The 17,908-nt window shown below is 69.2% G+C and carries 12 protein-coding genes; 3 read left to right on the plus strand and 9 right to left on the minus strand.

Annotated features, from left to right (window positions below):
- The first annotated feature begins 21 nt into the window (after positions 1-21).
- Positions 22-4,155: an ATP-dependent RNA helicase HrpA gene (gene hrpA, locus IEX49_RS01020; RefSeq protein ID WP_188803342.1), complete on the plus strand. Its 4,134-nt coding sequence runs from the start codon at positions 22-24 to the stop codon at positions 4,153-4,155.
- 41 nt (positions 4,156-4,196) lie between these two features.
- On the opposite strand, the gene IEX49_RS01025 is transcribed toward hrpA, so the two are convergent.
- From IEX49_RS01025 to IEX49_RS01035, 3 genes are all read right to left on the minus strand, one after another.
- Positions 4,197-4,625, minus strand: a complete 429-nt coding sequence (locus IEX49_RS01025) for an HIT family protein (RefSeq protein ID WP_188803344.1) — start codon at positions 4,623-4,625, stop codon at positions 4,197-4,199.
- Positions 4,626-4,711: 86 nt separating this feature from the next.
- Positions 4,712-5,653 (minus strand): sulfurtransferase, encoded by a 942-nt coding sequence (locus IEX49_RS01030; RefSeq protein WP_188803346.1) that lies wholly within the window; start codon positions 5,651-5,653, stop codon positions 4,712-4,714.
- Positions 5,644-6,321 carry an MBL fold metallo-hydrolase gene (locus tag IEX49_RS01035; protein ID WP_188803348.1) on the minus strand — a complete coding sequence of 226 codons (678 nt, stop codon included), beginning with the start codon at positions 6,319-6,321 and terminating at the stop codon, positions 5,644-5,646. The genes IEX49_RS01030 and IEX49_RS01035 overlap by 10 nt, the downstream gene beginning before the upstream one ends.
- Before the next feature lie 112 nt (positions 6,322-6,433).
- Between IEX49_RS01035 and IEX49_RS01040 the strand changes: the two genes are divergently transcribed.
- Complete coding sequence (locus tag IEX49_RS01040) at positions 6,434-6,838, plus strand: Fur family transcriptional regulator (protein ID WP_188803350.1); 405 nt, start codon at positions 6,434-6,436, stop codon at positions 6,836-6,838.
- Here the strand turns inward: IEX49_RS01040 and IEX49_RS01045 are convergent.
- From IEX49_RS01045 to guaB1, 6 genes are all read right to left on the minus strand, one after another.
- Positions 6,805-7,614: a metal ABC transporter ATP-binding protein gene (locus IEX49_RS01045; protein ID WP_188803352.1), complete on the minus strand. Its 810-nt coding sequence runs from the start codon at positions 7,612-7,614 to the stop codon at positions 6,805-6,807. The two genes, IEX49_RS01040 and IEX49_RS01045, sit on opposite strands and share 34 nt — an antisense overlap.
- Positions 7,611-8,549 carry a metal ABC transporter permease gene (locus IEX49_RS01050; protein WP_229672074.1) on the minus strand — a complete coding sequence of 313 codons (939 nt, stop codon included), beginning with the start codon at positions 8,547-8,549 and terminating at the stop codon, positions 7,611-7,613. Before IEX49_RS01050 ends, IEX49_RS01045 begins: the two co-directional genes overlap by 4 nt.
- Before the next feature lie 5 nt (positions 8,550-8,554).
- Complete coding sequence (locus tag IEX49_RS01055; RefSeq protein WP_188803354.1) at positions 8,555-9,598, minus strand: metal ABC transporter substrate-binding protein; 1,044 nt, start codon at positions 9,596-9,598, stop codon at positions 8,555-8,557.
- 129 nt (positions 9,599-9,727) lie between these two features.
- Positions 9,728-10,807 (minus strand): hemolysin family protein, encoded by a 1,080-nt coding sequence (locus tag IEX49_RS01060; protein WP_188803356.1) that lies wholly within the window; start codon positions 10,805-10,807, stop codon positions 9,728-9,730.
- A complete protein-coding gene (locus IEX49_RS01065) occupies positions 10,804-12,186 on the minus strand; it encodes a hemolysin family protein (protein WP_188803358.1) in 1,383 nt (460 codons plus the stop codon). Before IEX49_RS01065 ends, IEX49_RS01060 begins: the two co-directional genes overlap by 4 nt.
- Before the next feature lie 197 nt (positions 12,187-12,383).
- The gene (gene guaB1 / locus IEX49_RS01070) at positions 12,384-13,862 is read right to left on the minus strand and encodes a GMP reductase (protein ID WP_188803360.1); all 1,479 of its coding nucleotides are present in this window, start codon (positions 13,860-13,862) and stop codon (positions 12,384-12,386) included.
- 209 nt (positions 13,863-14,071) lie between these two features.
- On the opposite strand from guaB1, the gene IEX49_RS01075 reads away from it, so the two are divergent.
- On the plus strand, positions 14,072-17,902 hold the full coding sequence (locus IEX49_RS01075; RefSeq protein WP_188803362.1) for a multifunctional oxoglutarate decarboxylase/oxoglutarate dehydrogenase thiamine pyrophosphate-binding subunit/dihydrolipoyllysine-residue succinyltransferase subunit: 3,831 nt from the start codon (positions 14,072-14,074) through the stop codon (positions 17,900-17,902).
- Positions 17,903-17,908 lie beyond the last annotated feature (6 nt).

A 17,908-nucleotide genomic window follows, 5' to 3' on the forward strand; every position in this document is an offset into this window, starting at 1 on the left:
CCCCGTAGACTGGCCGGTGCCATGTCCGATGCCACGACGCACCCCTCCGTGCACGCCTCCACCATCCGCCTGGAGTACCCACCGAACCTGCCGGTCTCCGCCGAACGGGACCGGATCATGGGTGCCATCCGCGACCACCAGGTCGTCATCGTGGCCGGCGAGACCGGGTCGGGGAAGACCACCCAGCTGCCCAAGATGCTCCTCGAGCTGGCCGACGAGGGCGTGCTGGATGCCGAGCGGATGATCGGTCACACCCAGCCGCGACGCCTGGCCGCCCGCTCCGTGGCCGAACGCATCGCCCACGAGCTCGGCACGGAGATCGGCTCCGACGTCGGCTACCAGGTCCGCTTCACGGCCCAGACGTCCGCACGGACCCGGGTCAAGGTCATGACGGACGGCATCCTGCTCGCCGAGATCCAGCATGACCAGTTGCTGTCCAGGTACTCCGCGATCATCATCGATGAGGCGCACGAACGCAGTCTCAACATCGACTTCCTGCTCGGATACCTCAAGCGCCTGCTGCCCCGGCGCCCCGACCTGCGCGTCATCATCACCTCCGCGACCATCGATCCGGAGTCCTTCGCCGCCCACTTCGCGCTGCCCGATGCCGCTGGTCAGGACGAGCCGGCCCCGATCATCGAAGTCTCCGGCCGCACCTTTCCCGTGGAGATCCGCTACCGCCCCCTGGACGCCCCGCGCCGTGACGGTGCTCCGGGCAGTGCAGGAGGTCCGGGCGAAGAGGATGACGGCTCCGCGGGGTTCGACACCGACGCCGACACCGACACCGATGAAGAGTCCCGCGATCCCGTGGACGCGGTCTGCGATGCCGTGGACGAGCTGTCCCGCGAGCCGGACGGGGACATCCTCGTGTTCTTCTCCGGCGAGCGTGAGATCCGTGACGCCGCGGAGGCATTGGCGCCCCGGGTCGCCGCCAACCGCCGCCTCGGGAACGCGGAGATCCTGCCGCTCTACGGGCGGCTGTCCATGGCGGAACAGCACCGCGTGTTCTCCACCGGCCCCCGGCGGCGCATCGTCCTGGCGACCAATGTGGCAGAGACCTCGCTGACCGTTCCCGGGATCAAGTACGTCATCGACACCGGTACGGCCCGCATCTCCCGGTACTCCCACCGGACCAAGGTCCAGCGGCTGCCGATCGAGCGCATCAGCCAGGCCAGCGCCAACCAGCGGTCCGGGCGTTCGGGCCGCACCTCGGACGGCATCGCGATCCGCCTGTACTCGCAGGAGGACTTCGAGTCCCGCCCCGAGTTCACCGACCCGGAGATCCTGCGCACCAACCTCGCGGCCGTCATCCTGCAGATGTGCTCCATGGGCGTGGCGACCACCCCGGCCGACGTCGGCGACTTCCCCTTCCTGCAGCCGCCGGACTCCCGGCAGGTCACCGACGGTGCGGCCCTGCTGACGGAGTTGGGGGCACTGAACAGCGGCCAGCCGGATGAGCGCGGCAGGTCCTATCCCAAGGGCACCATCACGCCGGTCGGCCGGAAGCTGGCCCGGCTCCCCGTGGACCCACGTCTGGGACGGATGATCGTGGAGGCCGGCGAGCGCGGTTGCGTGCGCGAGGTCATGGTCCTCGCCGCGGCCCTGACCATCCAAGACCCCCGCGAGCGCCCCACCGAGCAGCGCGCCCAGGCCGATGAGCAGCACTCCCGCTTCAAGGATGAGAACTCGGACTTCTCGGCGCTGTTGAACCTGTGGGCGTATCTGCGCGAGCAACAGAAGGAGCTCTCCGGGAACCAGTTCCGCCGGATGTGCCGCACCGAGTACATCAACTACCTCCGGGTCCGCGAGTGGCAGGACCTGGTCCAGCAGCTGCGCCAGCTGGCCAAGCCGCTGGGCATCTCCGTCTCCCCCGGGCCCGTGGACCCGGTGGGTCAGCATGAACCCGTGCACCGGTCCCTGCTGACCGGACTGCTGTCCCACATCGGGGCGTGGGACGAGCGCAAGCGCGACTACCAGGGTGCCCGCAACACGCGGTTCGCGGTGTTCCCAGGCTCGGCGCTGTTCAAGAAGCGGCATGCCTTCGTCATGGCGGCCGAGCTCGTGGAGACCTCGCGGCTCTGGGCCCGGATGGTGGCGAAGATCGATCCTGTCTGGGCCGTGGAGGCCGCAGGTGCCCTGGCGAAGCGGACCTACAACGAGCCCCACTGGTCCCGACGCTCCGGCTCGGTGGTCGCTCGGGAGAAGGTCACGCTGTTCGGTATCACCCTGATCCCGGACCGGCAGGTCCAGTTCTGGCGGATCGACCCGGCCGGTTCCCGTGAGCTGTTCATCCGCCACGCCCTGGTGGAAGGCGACTGGAAGACCCGGCACCAATTCTTCGCACGCAACCGGACAGCCCTGGCCGAGATCGAGGACCTCGAGACGCGCCTGCGCCGGCGCGACCTCCGCGTCTCGGATCAGGACCTCTTCGACTTCTACGACGCGCGCATCCCCGCCACCGTCGTCTCCGAGCGGCACTTCGACTCCTGGTGGAAGAAGACGCGGCAGACGTCCCCGGACCTGCTGGACCTCGATCAGCAGTCGCTCCTGGCCGTGGACACCGAGGAGCTGGACACGGACCAGTTCCCCACGGTGTTCCACCATCCGACGGACGGGGGCGGAATCGACCTGGAACTGTCCTACGACTTCAACCCGGCGGCCGGGGCCGGCGAGTCGGACGGCATCACCGTCCTCATCCCGATCCTGATGCTCAACCAGATGGACCCGGAACGGTTCCGCTGGCTCGTCCCGGGGCTGCGTGTCGACCTCGTGACGGCCCTGATCCGCTCCCTGCCCAAGGCCGTGCGCAAGAATTTCGTGCCGGCGCCGGACGTGGCGCGGGCCGCCGTCGAGCAATTGGCCCGGGACGCGGACCCCGCTGCGGACGATCTGCTGCCCGCCCTGGAACTGGCCCTGCGCCGGATGAAGGGCGTGGTCATCCCCCCGGGTTCCTGGGACCTGTCCGCCATCCCGCCGCACCTGGTGCCCGACTACCGCGTGGTGGATGCCCGCGGCGCCGTCATGGGCACGGGCCAGGACCTCGCCGCGCTCCAGGACCGGCTGGCCGGGGCGAACCGCACGGCCATCGCGGAGTCGCTCGCCCGCGTCGGCGGCGGTGGCGACGGCGGTGGCGCCGGCGGTGGCGCCGGCTCTGCACCGTCCCCGCAGAACGTCCGGCGCGGTACCCACGCCCGTTCCTCCGGCCGCTCCGCCGACCGTCCCGCCGACGGCCCGGCCAGTACTGCCTTCGCCGAGCGGCACAGACTGACCGACTGGGTGGTCGGGGACATCCCGCGCAAGGTGGACACGGTGATCTCTGCGGGCTCGACAGGCTCGGGCACTCAGCGGATCACCGGCTATCCGGGACTCACCGCCGAGACCGCCCCGGACGGTTCGCCCGCCGCAGGCCTGACGGTGTTCCGCACCGAGGAGGACCAGCAGGCCGCGCACCGGGCCGGCGTCGTGAACCTGTTGCTGGCCCTGGTGCCGAGCCCGCAGCGCTACGTCCTGGACCATCTGGACAACCGGGAGAAGCTGACGTTCACGCAGAACCCCCACGGTTCGGTGGAGCAGTTGATCAACGACTGCACCCGGGCCGCGGTGGACCGGCTGGTCCCGGAGTCCCTGCCGTTCACCGAGGCCGAGTTCCGCCAGCTGTTCACCACCGTGCGGGCCGAGCTGATCGACACCGTCTTCGCGGTGACGGCCATCGTGGAGCAGGTGCTGTCCCGCGCCACCCAGGTGCGCAAGGAGCTCAAGGGGTCGGTGTCCCTGGCCATGGCCCCCGCCCTCAACGACATCAAGGCCCACCTGGAACAGTTGGTGTTCCCGGGGTTCGTCGCCGCGACCGGGTGGGCCCACCTGCAGCACCTGCCCCGCTACCTGCAGGGCATGCTCCGGCGGATCGACAAGCTCAAGGCCGGGGGCCAGGTGCAGCGCGATGCCCGGGACATGGCCGTGGTGCAGGGTCTCGAGGATGCCTTCGACGCCGAGGTGCGGAAGCTGCCCGCCGGCCAGTCCGCCCCGCCCGCGCTGGACGCGGTGCGGTGGCTCATCGAGGAGCTGCGCATCAGTTACTTCGCGCAGGACCTGGGGACCGCTGTCTCCGTCTCGGAGAAGCGGGTGCGCCAGGCCCTGAAGCAGGCTGCGGCCTAGCCCGTCTGCTCCGGGGCCGAGTCGGCTACTCCGGGATCGGCTCAGTCCTCGGGCACATACTCCGTGTGACCGGCCACCCGCAGCCCGGCCCGGATCCGGTCGGCGGCCTCGTCGAGGTCCTCGGGTTCGGGGTTGTTGTCCACCTGGTCCAGGTCGAAGTCATCAAGGGAGTTCGACGGCCAGACGTGCACGTGCAGGTGCGGGATCTCATAGCCGGCCACCATGAGTCCGGCCCGGTGCGCGTTGAAGGCCTCCACTTGGACCTGACCGATGGCCTGCGCGACGGTCATCAGGTGGGAGACCAGCTCGGGCTCCGCGTCGGTCCAGAGGTCGACCTCAGCGCGCGGCACCACGAGGGTATGGCCCTGGGTCAGGGGGCCGATGGAGAGGAACGCCACGCACGTCTCGTCCTTCCAGACGAACCGGCCGGGAAGTTCCCCGTTGATGATGCGGGTGAAGACGGTGCTCATGGTGTGGCCTCCTGGTGCGGGACTGGTGCTCACTGCTGCTTCGATCTTCCCCCGCGGGACCGGCATCGGTCCACGGGGGGCCGGCGTCACGGCCGTTCTCCGGTGGCCACGGGCCGTCCCGGGGTATTGGACCAGGCCGACCACGACCCCGGGTACAGGGCGGCCGGGATCCCGGCGACATGCAGTGCCGCGATCTGATGGGCCGCGCTCACGCCGGACCCGCAGTAGGCGCCCACGATGCTGGCGTCGTCCACGCCCAGCGCCCGGAACCGTTCGGCGAGTTCGCCGGCCGGCCGGAAGTGACCCGTCTCGTCCACGTTGTCCGCGGTCGGGGCGCTGACCGCCCCGGGGATGTGGCCGGCAACGGGGTCCAGTGGCTCGGCTTCGCCGCGGTAGCGTTCCGCCGCACGGGCGTCGAGCAGCATGCCGTCCTCGGGAAGTGTGGCGGCATCGTCCATGGTCAGCACCGGCATCTGTCCCCAGGTGGTCCGGACCCGCCCGGGCCGGGGGATGACGTCGCCGGCCTGCAGCGGCAGGTTCGCCGCCCGCCAGGCTCCCAGCCCGCCGTCGAGGAGGTAGGCCTTCTCCACCCCGGCGTGCCGCAACAGCCACCAGGCGCGGGCCGCGGAGGTGCCGTGGGCATCGTCGTAGACCACCACGGTGTCTCCGTCGTTGAGACCGAGCATGCGCACGGTGTCCCCGAAGCGGGCCGGATCGGGCAACGGATGACGGCCCTCCCGCGGTCCGTAGTGGCCGGCCAGCTGGCTGCCCATGCTCACGTAGACCGCCCCGGGAATGTGGCCCCGGAGGTATTCCTCATGGCCGTTGCCGGTCCCCATCGGCGTCCACCGCACATCCAGGATCTTGAGGGTCTCCTCCGTCGGGGCGGGCTCACGTTTCACGAATCCGGCCGGCGCCTCGGCTGGCGGATCGGCCGGCAGGCCGTCCGGCACCAGGCTGTCACGGCCCTGCCAGGAGGCCAGGACCCGCACGTCCACGAGGACGGGAGGCTGGGAGGCTAGATCCACGTGCTCTCCCCCTCCTCCAGGACGGTCAGTTCGGTGCCATAGCGCTCGGCGAAGGTCGTGGCCTGCCGGCGGTACATCGGCAGCCCGCGGCCGTTGAGCAGGCCGTCGTGCACCGGGATGGCTTGGCGGGGACGGACGGCGGTGATGAAGTCCACCATCTCTGACAGCTTGCTCCAGGGGGCGCTCAGGGGCACCAAGAGGGTGTCCGGGACCGGGCCCGGTGGGACGATGTAGCTGTCCCCCGGGTGGTAGACGAGGCCGTCGATGAGGTAGCCGGTGTTGGCCACCACGGGGATCTGTGGGTGGATCACGGCGTGCTGGCCGCCCACGGTCTGGACCGCGAACCCGGCCGTCTCGAATTCCTCCCCGGGCCCCGTGGGGATGATCCGGTCCGGATTCACACCGGCGGACGGCGCCGCTGCGGCCAGTCGGGCCACCGCAGCGGCGGGCGCCCGCACCGTCACGTCCGGGTGTGCCGCCAGGTGCTCCAGGACCGGGCCGTCGTCGAGGTGGTCGGCGTGCTCGTGCGTGACGAGGATGTGTTCGGCGCCGTCGAGGGCCACGGGGACATCGGTGAAATTCCCCGGATCGAGGACGACGCGACGCCCGTCCTTCTCGAGCCGGATGCACGCATGGCCGTACTTGGTGAGGACTATCTGGGTAGGCACCGCTCCACCCTAACGGAGGAAGGTGCTCCACGTCAGGCACGAGTTCCCTGCCGATCTCTCGCTGCCCGGCTCCCCGGCCCCGCGGGACGAGGACGCTGGTAGCCTTGCCTGGATGAATGCCGGACCTGTGAAAAGCCGCTCCACCCGGCAGAAGACCGCCGTAAACCGTGCCCTGGACGAGCTCACCGACTTCGTCAGCGCCCAGGAACTCTTCGCCGTCCTCAAGGAGCGCGGCGAGCAGGTCTCCCTGGCCACCGTGTACCGCGTCCTCCAGCAACAACAGCAGGACGGGCTGGTGGACGTGCTGAACCCGGATGACGGCGAATCGCTGTTCCGCCGCTGCGAGGCCCAGACCCATCACCACCACCTGGTGTGCCGCCGCTGCGGCCGCGCGGTGGAGATCGAGGCCCCCGCCGTGGAGCAGTGGGCGGCCCGGATCGCGTCCGAGCACGAGTTCACCGAGGTGGAGCACACGGTGGAGATCTACGGGATCTGCCCGGACTGCTCCCGCTCCTGAACCTCTTCCGCTGTGCAGTCCGGATCCACGAGGACCGGGGCGTCGTCCTCCGCGGAGCCGTGCAGGGAGCCAAGGCCGTAGACGGCTTCCAGATTCGAGCGCGTCATGACGTCCTCGGGGCGGCCGGAGGCCACCACCCGGCCGTGCACGAGGATGACGTGGTCTGCGGCGCGCGCCTCGTCCAGGTCGTGCGTGGTGAGGACCACGGAGTGTCCGTGCGTGGTCTCCGCGTGGATGATGCGGTCGATGGTGCGAGCCGAGGTGATGTCGAGTCCGGTCATCGGCTCATCCAGCATGAGCACCTCATGCCCCTGGGCCAGCCCCTGGGCCACGTAGACCCGCTGCCGCTGACCGCCGGAGAGCTCATCCAGGTGGCGGCCCGCCAGATCCTCCACCTTCATCTGTTCCATGGCTTCCCGTACTGCCGCACGGTCGGCCTTCGTGAACGGCCGCAGCCACCCCGCTGCCGGATAGCGGCCCATCCGGACCACATCCCGTACGGTCATCGGCGTTCCCACCGGGAAGACCACGGACTGCATGACATAGGAGATGCGCTGCCGGCTGTCCCGGACCGAGCCGCCCAGCACCGTCAAGGAGCCCGACGCCGGCTCCAGCACCCCCGCGATCGCCTGCAGGAGCGTCGATTTGCCGGACCCGTTAGGTCCGATGACAGCGGTGACCCCGCCCAGCGGAACCCGGAACGACGAGGAGTGCAGGGCGATCTGGTGGCCGTGGGAGAGGACGAGGTCCCGCGCGTCGACGAGGACGCCGCTCATGCGCTCACCGCCTCGTCCACCGTGCCGTTGTTCGCATCATTCATCGGATGCGCCGGATCGTCCGGACGCCCACGCCGCCGCACCCCTCGGACCGCCTCCCGGACGGCCAGCACGAGGAAGAACAGCACGATCGGCACCAGCGCCATGGTCGCCGAGCCGGCCGTGCCCCAGTGGTAGCTGAGGGTCAGCCCGCACCAGACCGAGACCACCGCGATGGCCACGGACCAGGTGATCATCACCGGCACCGTGCGGGAGACGAGGGCCGCGGTGGCCGGTGGCCCGACGAGCAGGCCGAACACCAGCAGCGTCCCCACGGCCTGGAAGCTGCCGATGACGGCCGTGGCGATGAGGACGAGCAGCAGCCCGTGCGTGAGCTTCGGATGCATCCCCAGCGACTGTGCCTTGGCCGGGGAGAACGAGAGGGACATCAGGGGCCGGTACAGCAGCACGGCGAAGGCGATGACCACCACGGCCATCACTGTCTGCGTGCGGATGTCCTCCCAGCTGACACCGAGGGCGTCGCCGAAGAGGATGGCCGTCAGCGAGCCCGTATAGGACTCGGATTTGGAGATCAGGACCACGCCGAGGGCCATCATGCCCACGAACAGCAGGCCGATGGAGGTGTCCTCCTTGAGCGTGGTGGTGCGGTAGATCAGCTGCATCCCGCCCACCATGGCGGCGGCGGCGATGGCGGCCCCCACGTACGGGGAGAACCCGAAGAGCACGGCGGCGGCGATACCGGGGATCACGCCGTGGACGAAGGCGTCACCGAAGAAGCTCATGCCGCGCAGCACCAGCCATACCCCGACCACGGAGCACATCACCGCGGCCACGAGACCTCCGACGAGGGCGCGCTGCTGGAAGCCCAGGGCGAAGGGCTCGACCAGCCAACCCGCGGAGAACACGGAGAACACAGGGAACGCGGAGAGCAGCACGTCACTCACTGTAGGGCCTCGGCGAGGGTGCGGGCATTGAGCACCATCGCGTCGGCATAGGTCTCGGCACCGGAACCCTCTGGGCCGATCCCACCTTCGTAGAGTTCCACGACCGGGACCTCTCCCCCGGTCTCGGCAGACAGCGCTGCCACGAGCTTGTTGCCGGCGCCGGCACCCGTGACGAGGGCGTCCGCCCCCTCCTCGTTCATCTGGGCCACCAGTCCGGCCAGCTCCCCGGAGGACGGTTCGGCGTCCGTGGAGCCTCCGGGGACGACCACGCCGGCGATCTCGAACCCGTAGGCCTCGGCGAAGTAGTTGTAGGCGGCGTGGTCGGTCACCAGAGTGCGGCGGTCCTCCGGGATCACTTCCAGGATCTGGCGCACCTCAGCGTCCACCGCGGCCAGTTCCTCGGCCGCCTGGGAACCGCAGTCCGCATACTGCCCGTCTCCGGTGACCTCGGCGAGTTCCGCCCCGATCAGCTCGGCCGCCTGGCCCATGCGGGCGACGTCCATCCAGAAGTGCGGGTCGGCGCCTTCATGGGAGTGGCCGTCATGGGAGTGACCCTCATGGGAACCGCCCTCATGCCCGTCGTGCTCAGCGAACGGCAACGGGTCCACCTCGGGGGCCACCGCGACCAGGTGGGCCCCGTCCGCCGTGGCATTGTCCAGGGCTGTTTGCATCCCCGCCTCGAGGCCGAGGCCGTTGGTGACGACCAGACCGACGTCCGCCATCTCGGCGATCTGCCGCGAGGAAGGCGAGAAGTCGTGCGGATCGTCACCGGGGCCCATCACGGTGGACGAGGTGGTCCCGGCACAGGAGGTGATGCTGTCCAGGATGCTGCCGAGCTGGGTGGTGGTGGCCACGGCCACGGGTTCCGTCCCGCCCGAGGCTGCCTCCTCCCCGGAGCCCCCACCCGCACATCCGGCCAGGACGGTGCCGGTCAGCGCGAGAGCCGCCAGGGGCAGGATGCGCCGCCGCGGGGTGCCGGACCGTCTTCGACCCGGCCGCCCGGGGGCGGGTCGGGTGGCGGGCGACGGGGTCTCGTGCATGGGGTGCCTTCCGGGCGGTGAGATCTATTGAGAACGGTTGTCAACTTAGCATGCTGCGAACCGTTGCCAATAATCCGTGCTGCTGTCAGACCAGGAGCCTCGCTACGCCCGTGGGTGCCCTCAGCCCCGCTACCGCCCCGGAGCCTGGAGCTTCAGGGGGTTGTTGGACTGGGTCGCATCGTGGATCTCGCCCACCAGGATCTCGAGCACGTCCTCGAGGAACAGCACGCCGACCGTCTCTCCCTCGGCCGAGATGACCCGGGCCACGTGGGAACCGGTGCGCTGCATCAGGCTCAGGGCGTCCTCGATCTCGTCCGTGACGGACACGTTGGCCATGGAACGGACCTTGGTCACCGGCACGGGCTCCCGGTAGCGCTCCCCGGGAACGGTCATGACGTCCTTGAGGTGCAGGTACCCGGTGTAGGAGCCATCGCCGTCCTCCAGCACGAAGCGGGAGAAGCCGGTGCGGCCCACCGCCGTCTCGAAGGCCTTGGGCGCCACGTCGGCCGGCAGGGAGACCACGTCGGAGACCGGCACCATGACGGCCTCGGTCGTGTAGTCGGAGAACTCCAGGGCGCCGGAGATCAGGCCGGAGCCGTCGTCCACGAGGCCAGTCCTGGTGGACTCGGCCACGATGGACTGGACCTCCTCGAGGGTGTACGTCGAGTTGACTTCGTCCTGCGGCTCGACCTTCAGGGCCCGCAACACGATGTTGGCGGCCCAGTTCAGGGCCACGATCACCGGGTGCAGGACCTTGTTCAGCCAGACCAGTGGGGTGGCCAGGAGCATGACCGCCTTGTCCGCCATGGAGACGGCGGCGTTCTTCGGGACCATCTCGCCGAAGGTGACGTGGAGGAAGGTGACCACCAGCAGGGCGATGACGAAGGCCGTGACGTCCGCGGCCGCCGTCGGGACCCCCATGCCCTCCAGCGGGAGGACGAGCAGGTGATGGATGGCCGGTTCGGACACGTTGAGGATCAGCAGCGAGCAGACCGTGATGCCGAGCTGGCACACGGCGAGCATCTGGCTGACGTGCTCCATGGCGAACAGGGCAGTCCGGGCCCGGCCCGAGCCGGCATCGGCCTTGGGCTCGATCTGGCTGCGGCGGGCGCCCATGACGGCGAACTCGCCGGCCACGAAGAAGGCGTTGGCGATCAGCAGCACTACCAGCCACACGATGCCCATGACGTCGTTGTTGAGCGCGTTCATCGGTGGGCCGCCTTCCGCTGATCAGCTGATCCGGCTGAACGGGCTGAACCGGATGAACCGGACGCCTCGGCCGCGGCGAGGTTAGGGGCGCTCGGCACGAACTTGACCCGGTCCACCCGGCGCCCGTCCATCCGCTCCACCACCAGGGTGCCGCCGTCGGCCGCCACGGTGTCCCCGGCCTCGGCCACCCGGCCGAGCACGGCCATGATGTAGCCGCCGACCGTGTCATAGGAGCCGTCCTCCGGCACCTTCAGGGCCGGGATCTGCGCACCGACCTCGTCGGGGCGCATCAGGGCCGGGAAGTACCACTTGCCGGAGGCGGTCTGGAGCACTCCGGGGGTGACCCGGTCATGCTCGTCGGAGACCTCGCCGACGATCTCCTCCACGAGGTCCTCGAGGGTGACCATGCCGGCGGTGCCGCCGTACTCGTCCACGACCATGGCGACCTGGAGGCTGGAGGAGCGCAGCTCCGTCAACAGCTGGTCCAGGTGCACGGTCTCCGGCACGCGGCCGACGTCGGTCATGATGGTGGCGGCCACGAGTTCCTGACGCTTGGCGCGCGGCACCGCCACGGCCTTCTTGACGTGGAGCACCCCACGGACGTCGTCCGGGGAGTCACCGATGACCGGGAACCGGGAGTAGCCCGTGCGGCGGGCGGTCTCGATGACGGCATCCAGGGGCTCGTCGACCTCGATCGACTCCATCCTGATGCGCGGGGTCATCACGTCGGCCGCGGTGCGATCGGAGAACCGCAGGGTGCGGTCCACGAACACGGCGGTCTTCTCGTCCAGCGTGCCCATCTCGGCGGACCGGCGGATCAGGGACGAGAGTTCTTCCGGGGTGCGCGAACCGGAGATCTCCTCCTTGGCCTCCATGCCGAACAGGTGCAGTACCCGGTTGGAGAAGCCGTTTAGGATGAAGATCACCGGCCGGAAGACCAGCGAGAACACCAGCATGGGGCGCGCCAGGGCGCGGCCGACCTGCATGGACCGGGCGATCGAGAGGTTCTTCGGGATCAACTCGCCGATGAGCATCGAGGCGAGGGTGGCGGCCACCATGGCCACCACGATCGAGACGGTCGAGGCGGTGGCCTCGTTCAACCCGAGGGCCGCCATCGGCCCCGCCAGGAGGGCACCGAGGGACGGTTCCATCAGGTAGCCCGTGAGCAGGGTCGTCAGCGTGATGCCGAGCTGGCACGCGGAGAGCTGTGTCGAGAGCGACTTCAGGCACTTCAGCAGCGGCTCGGCGCCGCGGTCGCCCTCGTCCACCAGCCGCTGGACGGTGGGGACGTCCAGGGCGATCATCGAGAACTCCACGGCCACGAAGAAGCCGGTCCCGAAGACGAGCAGAAGGCCCAGGGCAAGCAGGAGCCATTCCACGTCAGCACCCACCCCCCGCGGGACCGTCAGCGGCCGGGTCGTTCAGTGGGCACGTACTAGAGGGCTCCGTTCCGGCCACGGCGGAATCCAGAAGGGATCCCCGGCGGCGGGCGGTGGCACCAGATCGGTGTCTGTCCATAGTGCTCCCAGTATACGGAACACTTCCCGCCGCGCCTCACCGGCATCTCACCGGCACCTCACCAGGACTGCCGGACCGGCCGCCCCTCCTCGTAGCCGGCCGCGGACTGCACCCCGACGACGGCGCGCTCGCGGAACTGGGCCAGGTCGCTCGCGCCGGCGTAGCTCATGGAGGAGCGCACCCCGGCCGTGATCATGTCCAGCAGGTCCTCCACCGAGGGCCGCTCCGGGTCCAGGTACATCCGCGAGGTGGAGATGCCCTCCTCGAACATGGCCTTGCGGGCCCGCGAATAGGCGTCCTCCGCCTTGGTGCGGTTCTGCACGGCCCGCGCCGAGGCCATGCCGAAACTCTCCTTGTACTGGCGCCCGTCGGCGTCGGCCACCAGGTCCCCGGGGGACTCAACCGTGCCCGCGAACCAGGAGCCGATCATCACCTGGCTGGCACCCGCCGCCAGGGCCAGGGCGACGTCACGCGGGTAACGGACACCGCCGTCGGCCCAGACGTGCTTGCCCAGGTCCCGGGCAGCCGCGGCACAGTCCAGCACCGCGGAGAACTGGGGCCGGCCCACGGCGGTCATCATCCGGGTGGTGCACATGGCGCCCGGCCCCACGCCGACCTTGATGATGTCCGCACCCGCGGCCACGAGCTCGCGCACGCCGCCGGCCGAGACCACGTTGCCGGCCACCACGGGCACCGGCAGGTCCAGAGACTTCACCGCGGCCAGGGCGTCCAGCATCTTCTGCTGGTGGCCGTGCGCGGTGTCCAGCACGAGCACGTCCACGCCGTACTCCACCAGGGCGGTGGCCCGGCCGGCCACGTCTCCGTTGATCCCGACGGCGGCGCCGAGACCCAGCGCCCCGTTCCGGTCCAGCGCGGGGGCGAACATCCCCGAGCGCAGGGCGCCCGAGGGCGTCATCACGCCCACCAGCGCCGTGCCGTCCAGGACCGGGGCGTACGCCACGCCGGCCGTGTCCAGCTGGCCGAAGGCCTCCTGAAGGGACGGGAAGGACCCGGCCTCGAAGGTCAGAGCCGGTGACCGGAGCACCGAGGCCACCGAGGAAAAGCGGTCCACGCCCTCGCAGTCCTCGCGGCGGACGATGCCGGCGAAGACCTCCTCCTCTCCCGTCCCGTCCGCGCCCGTCCCGTCCGCGCCCGTCCCGCCCTCGACCACGCAGACCGCCGGGTGGTTGCGTTTGCCGAGCAGGTGCAGCACATCCAGCACGGTGTCGGTGGGACGGACCCGCAGCGGCGTCTCGAAGACGGGGTGACGGCGCTTCACCCAGCCCGCCACCTGCTCGATGACGTCCAGGGGCACGTCTTGCGGCAGGATGCCCAGTCCACCGCGCCGGGCCATCGTCTCCACCATGCGGCGGCCGGTCACGGCGGTCATGTTGGCGGACACCAGCGGGATGGTCGCTCCGGTGGCGTCGTCCGCGGAGATGTCCACGTCCATCCGGCTCGTGACCTCGGACTTCGAGGGAACCAGGAACACATCCGCATAGGTGAGATCGGTGGTCGGCGTCGTGAGGAATTCCATGGCCCCATGCTCCCACGAACCGATTCGCAGGGGGTTCGCGAAGGCCTCGCGGATGTCTTGCAGAAAATCCCGGCATGCGTTGGAACCTGACGCCGAACTATCACTATGCTTGGGGAGGCGCGCCAACAGAGCGGACCGGAGCGGGGCGCGCAGCAGGGATGCACCCGCCGGTGAACCATACAGAAACTTACGGAAGAGGCGTTACCACCGTGCCAGAACTCACGTCCGACCGGCTTTCCGCGGAATTTCCCGGAAACGAATGGCTCGTCGCGGAAATCTACGACAAGTACAAGGCGGACAAATCCTCCGTGGATGCCAAGTGGGTCCAGATCTTCGAACGGCTGGAAGCGGACACCCCGGCGTCCGCAGCCGCTCCGTCCGCCTCACCGGCCAGGGCGTCCTCGCAGGCCGTGAAGGACACCGCCGTCGACGTCGGCAAGCGTGCCGATTCGAACGGTTCGGGCCAGTCCGCCGGCTCTGGTGAAAAGACTGAGAAGTCAGAGAAGGCAGGGAAGACAGCCAAGGCCGCACCGGCCGAGAAGGCCGAGGACCCGAAGAAGGCCACCGCCCCGTCCGCCGCCTCCGCATCCCCCGCCGTGAAGAAGTCCGGCGCCCCGGCCACCGCCCCTGTTCCGTCCGAGCCGGAGAAGACCAAGAAGAAGGGGTCCGAGGAGTCCACCGAGGACAAGGTCTCCCCCCTGCGCGGAATGTCACGGGCCGTGGCGAAGAACATGGACGCCTCGCTGTCCATGCCGACCGCGACCACGGTGCGCGATGTCCCCGCCAAGCTGCTCATCGACAACCGCGTGGTCATCAACAACCACCTCAAGCGCAGCCGCGGCGGCAAGGTCTCCTTCACGCACCTGATCGGCTACGCCCTGATCCGCGCGCTGGCCCAGTACCCGGCCATGAACGTCCTGTACCGCGAGGTGGACGGCAAGCCCTCCATCGTGGAACCGGCCCACATCAACTTCGGCCTGGCCATCGACCTGCCGCAGAAGGACGGCTCGCGCACCCTCGTGGTCCCGAACATCAAGGGTGCCGAGTCCATGAACTTCATCGACTTCTGGCGCGCCTACGAGGATCTGGTCAAGCGCGCCCGGGACAACAAGCTGGGCCTGGACGACTACGCCGGCACCACCGTCTCACTGACCAACCCCGGCGGCATCGGCACCGTGCACTCCGTGCCGCGCCTCTCCGAGGGCCAGGCCGCCATCATCGGCGTCGGTGCCCTGAACTACCCGGCCGAATTCCAGGGGGCCTCCGAGAAGACCCTGAACCGCCTGGCCGTCTCCAAGACCATCACGCTGACCTCCACCTATGACCACCGTGTGATCCAGGGTGCCGCCTCCGGCGAGTTCCTGAAGATCATCCACGGGCTGCTGCTCGGTGAGCAGGGCTTCTACGAGGAGATCTTCGAATCGCTGCGGATCCCCTACGAGCCGGTGCAGTGGAAGCCGGACGTCCAGGTCAACCCGGAAGACCAGATCAACAAGGTCGCACGGATCCAGCAGATGATCCACTCCTACCGCGTGCGCGGCCACCTGATCGCAGACGTGGACCCGCTCGAGTACACGATGCGCAAGCACCCGGACCTGGACATCCTGGAGCACGGGCTGACCCTGTGGGACCTGGACCGCGAGTGGCCCACCGGCGGCTTCGGCGGCCAGCCCATGCTGCCGCTGCGCAGCATCCTCGGCGTGCTGCGGGATGCCTACTGCCGCAACACCGGCGTGGAGTACATGCACATCCAGGACCCGGCCGAGCGCAAATGGTTCCAGGACGAGCTGGAGCATCCCTATGCCAAGCCCACGCGTGAGGAGCAGCTGCGCATCCTCGGCCGCCTCAACGCCGCCGAGGCCTTCGAGACGTTCCTGCAGACGAAGTTCGTCGGCCAGAAGCGCTTCTCCCTCGAAGGCGGTGAATCGCTGATCGCCCTGCTGGACGGGGTGATCTCCGGCGCCGCTGATGAAGGCCTCGACGAGGTCGCGATCGGCATGGCCCACCGCGGCCGCCTCAACGTGCTGACCAACATCGCGGGCAAGACCTACGCCCAGGTCTTCCGCGAGTTCGAAGGCACCGCCATCCCGGGTTCCGTGGAGGGCTCCGGTGACGTGAAGTACCACCTCGGCACCGAGGGCACCTTCACCTCGGACCGCGGCAACCGCACCAAGGTCTACCTGGCTGCCAACCCCTCCCACCTCGAGGCCGTGAACCCGGTCCTGGAGGGTGTGGTCCGCGCCAAGCAGGACCGCCTGGACCGCGGTGGCGACTCCGTGAACTCCTACTCCGTGCTGCCGATCCTGGTGCACGGGGATGCGGCCTTCGCGGGCCAGGGCGTGGTGGCGGAGACGCTGAACCTCTCCCAGCTGCGGGGCTACCGCACCGGCGGCACCATCCACGTCGTGGTCAACAACCAGGTCGGCTTCACCACCCCGCCGTCCTCCGCCCGGTCCTCGGTCTACGCCACGGACGTGGCCAAGACCATCCAGGCGCCGATCTTCCACGTCAACGGCGACGACCCGGAGTCCGTGGTCCGCGTGGCCCAGCTGGCGTACCAGTACCGGCAGCGGTTCAACAAGGACGTCGTCATCGACATGATCTGCTACCGCCGCCGCGGCCACAACGAGGGTGACGACCCCTCGATGACCCAGCCGCGCATGTACAACCTCATCGAGCAGAAGCGCTCGGTGCGCAAGCTGTACGTGGAGAACCTGGTCGGCCGCGGTGACATCACCCAGGACGAGGCCGATTCGGCCCTGAAGGACTACCAGCAACGCCTGGAGCGCGTGTTCGCGGAGACCCATGAGGCTCAGACCTCGCCCATCCCCGTCATCGGCACCGGCTTGGAGAAGACCACGGACGATGAGGATCGCACTCCCGAGGCGCCGGACGGCACCAAGATCACCGAGGAGACCCTGCAGCGGATCGGTCAGGCCCACCTGGAGATCCCCGAGGACTTCACCATCCACCCGAAGCTCAAGTCGCTGCTCGAGAAGCGTGCCAAGATGGCCGTGAACGGGGACATCGACTGGGGCTTCGCCGAGCTCGCTGCCTTCGGCTCGCTGCTCATGGAGGGCGTGCCGGTGCGACTGGCCGGCCAGGACTCGCGCCGCGGCACCTTCGTGCAGCGTCACGCGGTCTTCCACGACCGCGTGACGGACGACGAGTGGACGCCGATCAGGAACCTGTCCAGCGACCAGGCCAAGTTCTGGGTGTACGACTCACTCCTGAGTGAGTACGCCGCGATGGGCTTCGACTACGGGTACTCCGTGGAGCGCTCCGACGCCCTCGTGCTGTGGGAGGCCCAGTTCGGCGACTTCGTCAACGGCGCCCAGACCGTGATCGACGAGTTCCTCTCTTCCTCGGAGCAGAAGTGGGGTCAGAACTCCTCGCTCGTGCTGCTGCTGCCGCACGGCTATGAGGGCCAGGGGCCGGATCACTCGTCCGCACGGATCGAGCGCTTCCTGCAGATGTGCGCCCAGGACAACATGCGGGTGGCCAACCCGTCCAACGGTGCGAACCACTTCCACCTGCTCCGCGAGCAGGCCTACGCGCGTCCGCGCCGTCCGCTGATCGTGTTCACGCCCAAGCAGCTGCTGCGCCTCAAGGCGGCGTCCTCGACGGTGGAGGACTTCACCCAGGGCCGCTTCCAGGCGGTCATCCCGGACGACGAGGTCGGCAACTCGGTGGAGAAGGTGCTGCTGGTCTCCGGCCGCCTGTACTACGACCTGCTGGCTCGCCGCCAGAAGGACGGGGACACCAAGACGGCGATCATCCGCGTGGAGCAGCTCTACCCGTTGCCCTCCGAGGAGATCCAGGCCGAGCTGGCCAAGTACCCGAACGCCACGGTGTCCTGGGTCCAGGACGAACCCGCCAACCAGGGTCCGTGGCCGTTCATGGCCCTGAACCTGCTGCCGGAACTGGACCGGAAGGTCACCCTGGTGTCCCGCCCGGCGTCGGCCTCCACGTCCGCCGGCTCCAAGGTCCGCCACGATCATGAGGCCTCCATCCTGCTGGACCAGGCCTTCGGCCGCTGAGCGTCA

The sequence above is a fragment of the Citricoccus zhacaiensis genome, assembly GCF_014645315.1.
Lineage (GTDB): Bacteria > Actinomycetota > Actinomycetes > Actinomycetales > Micrococcaceae > Citricoccus > Citricoccus zhacaiensis.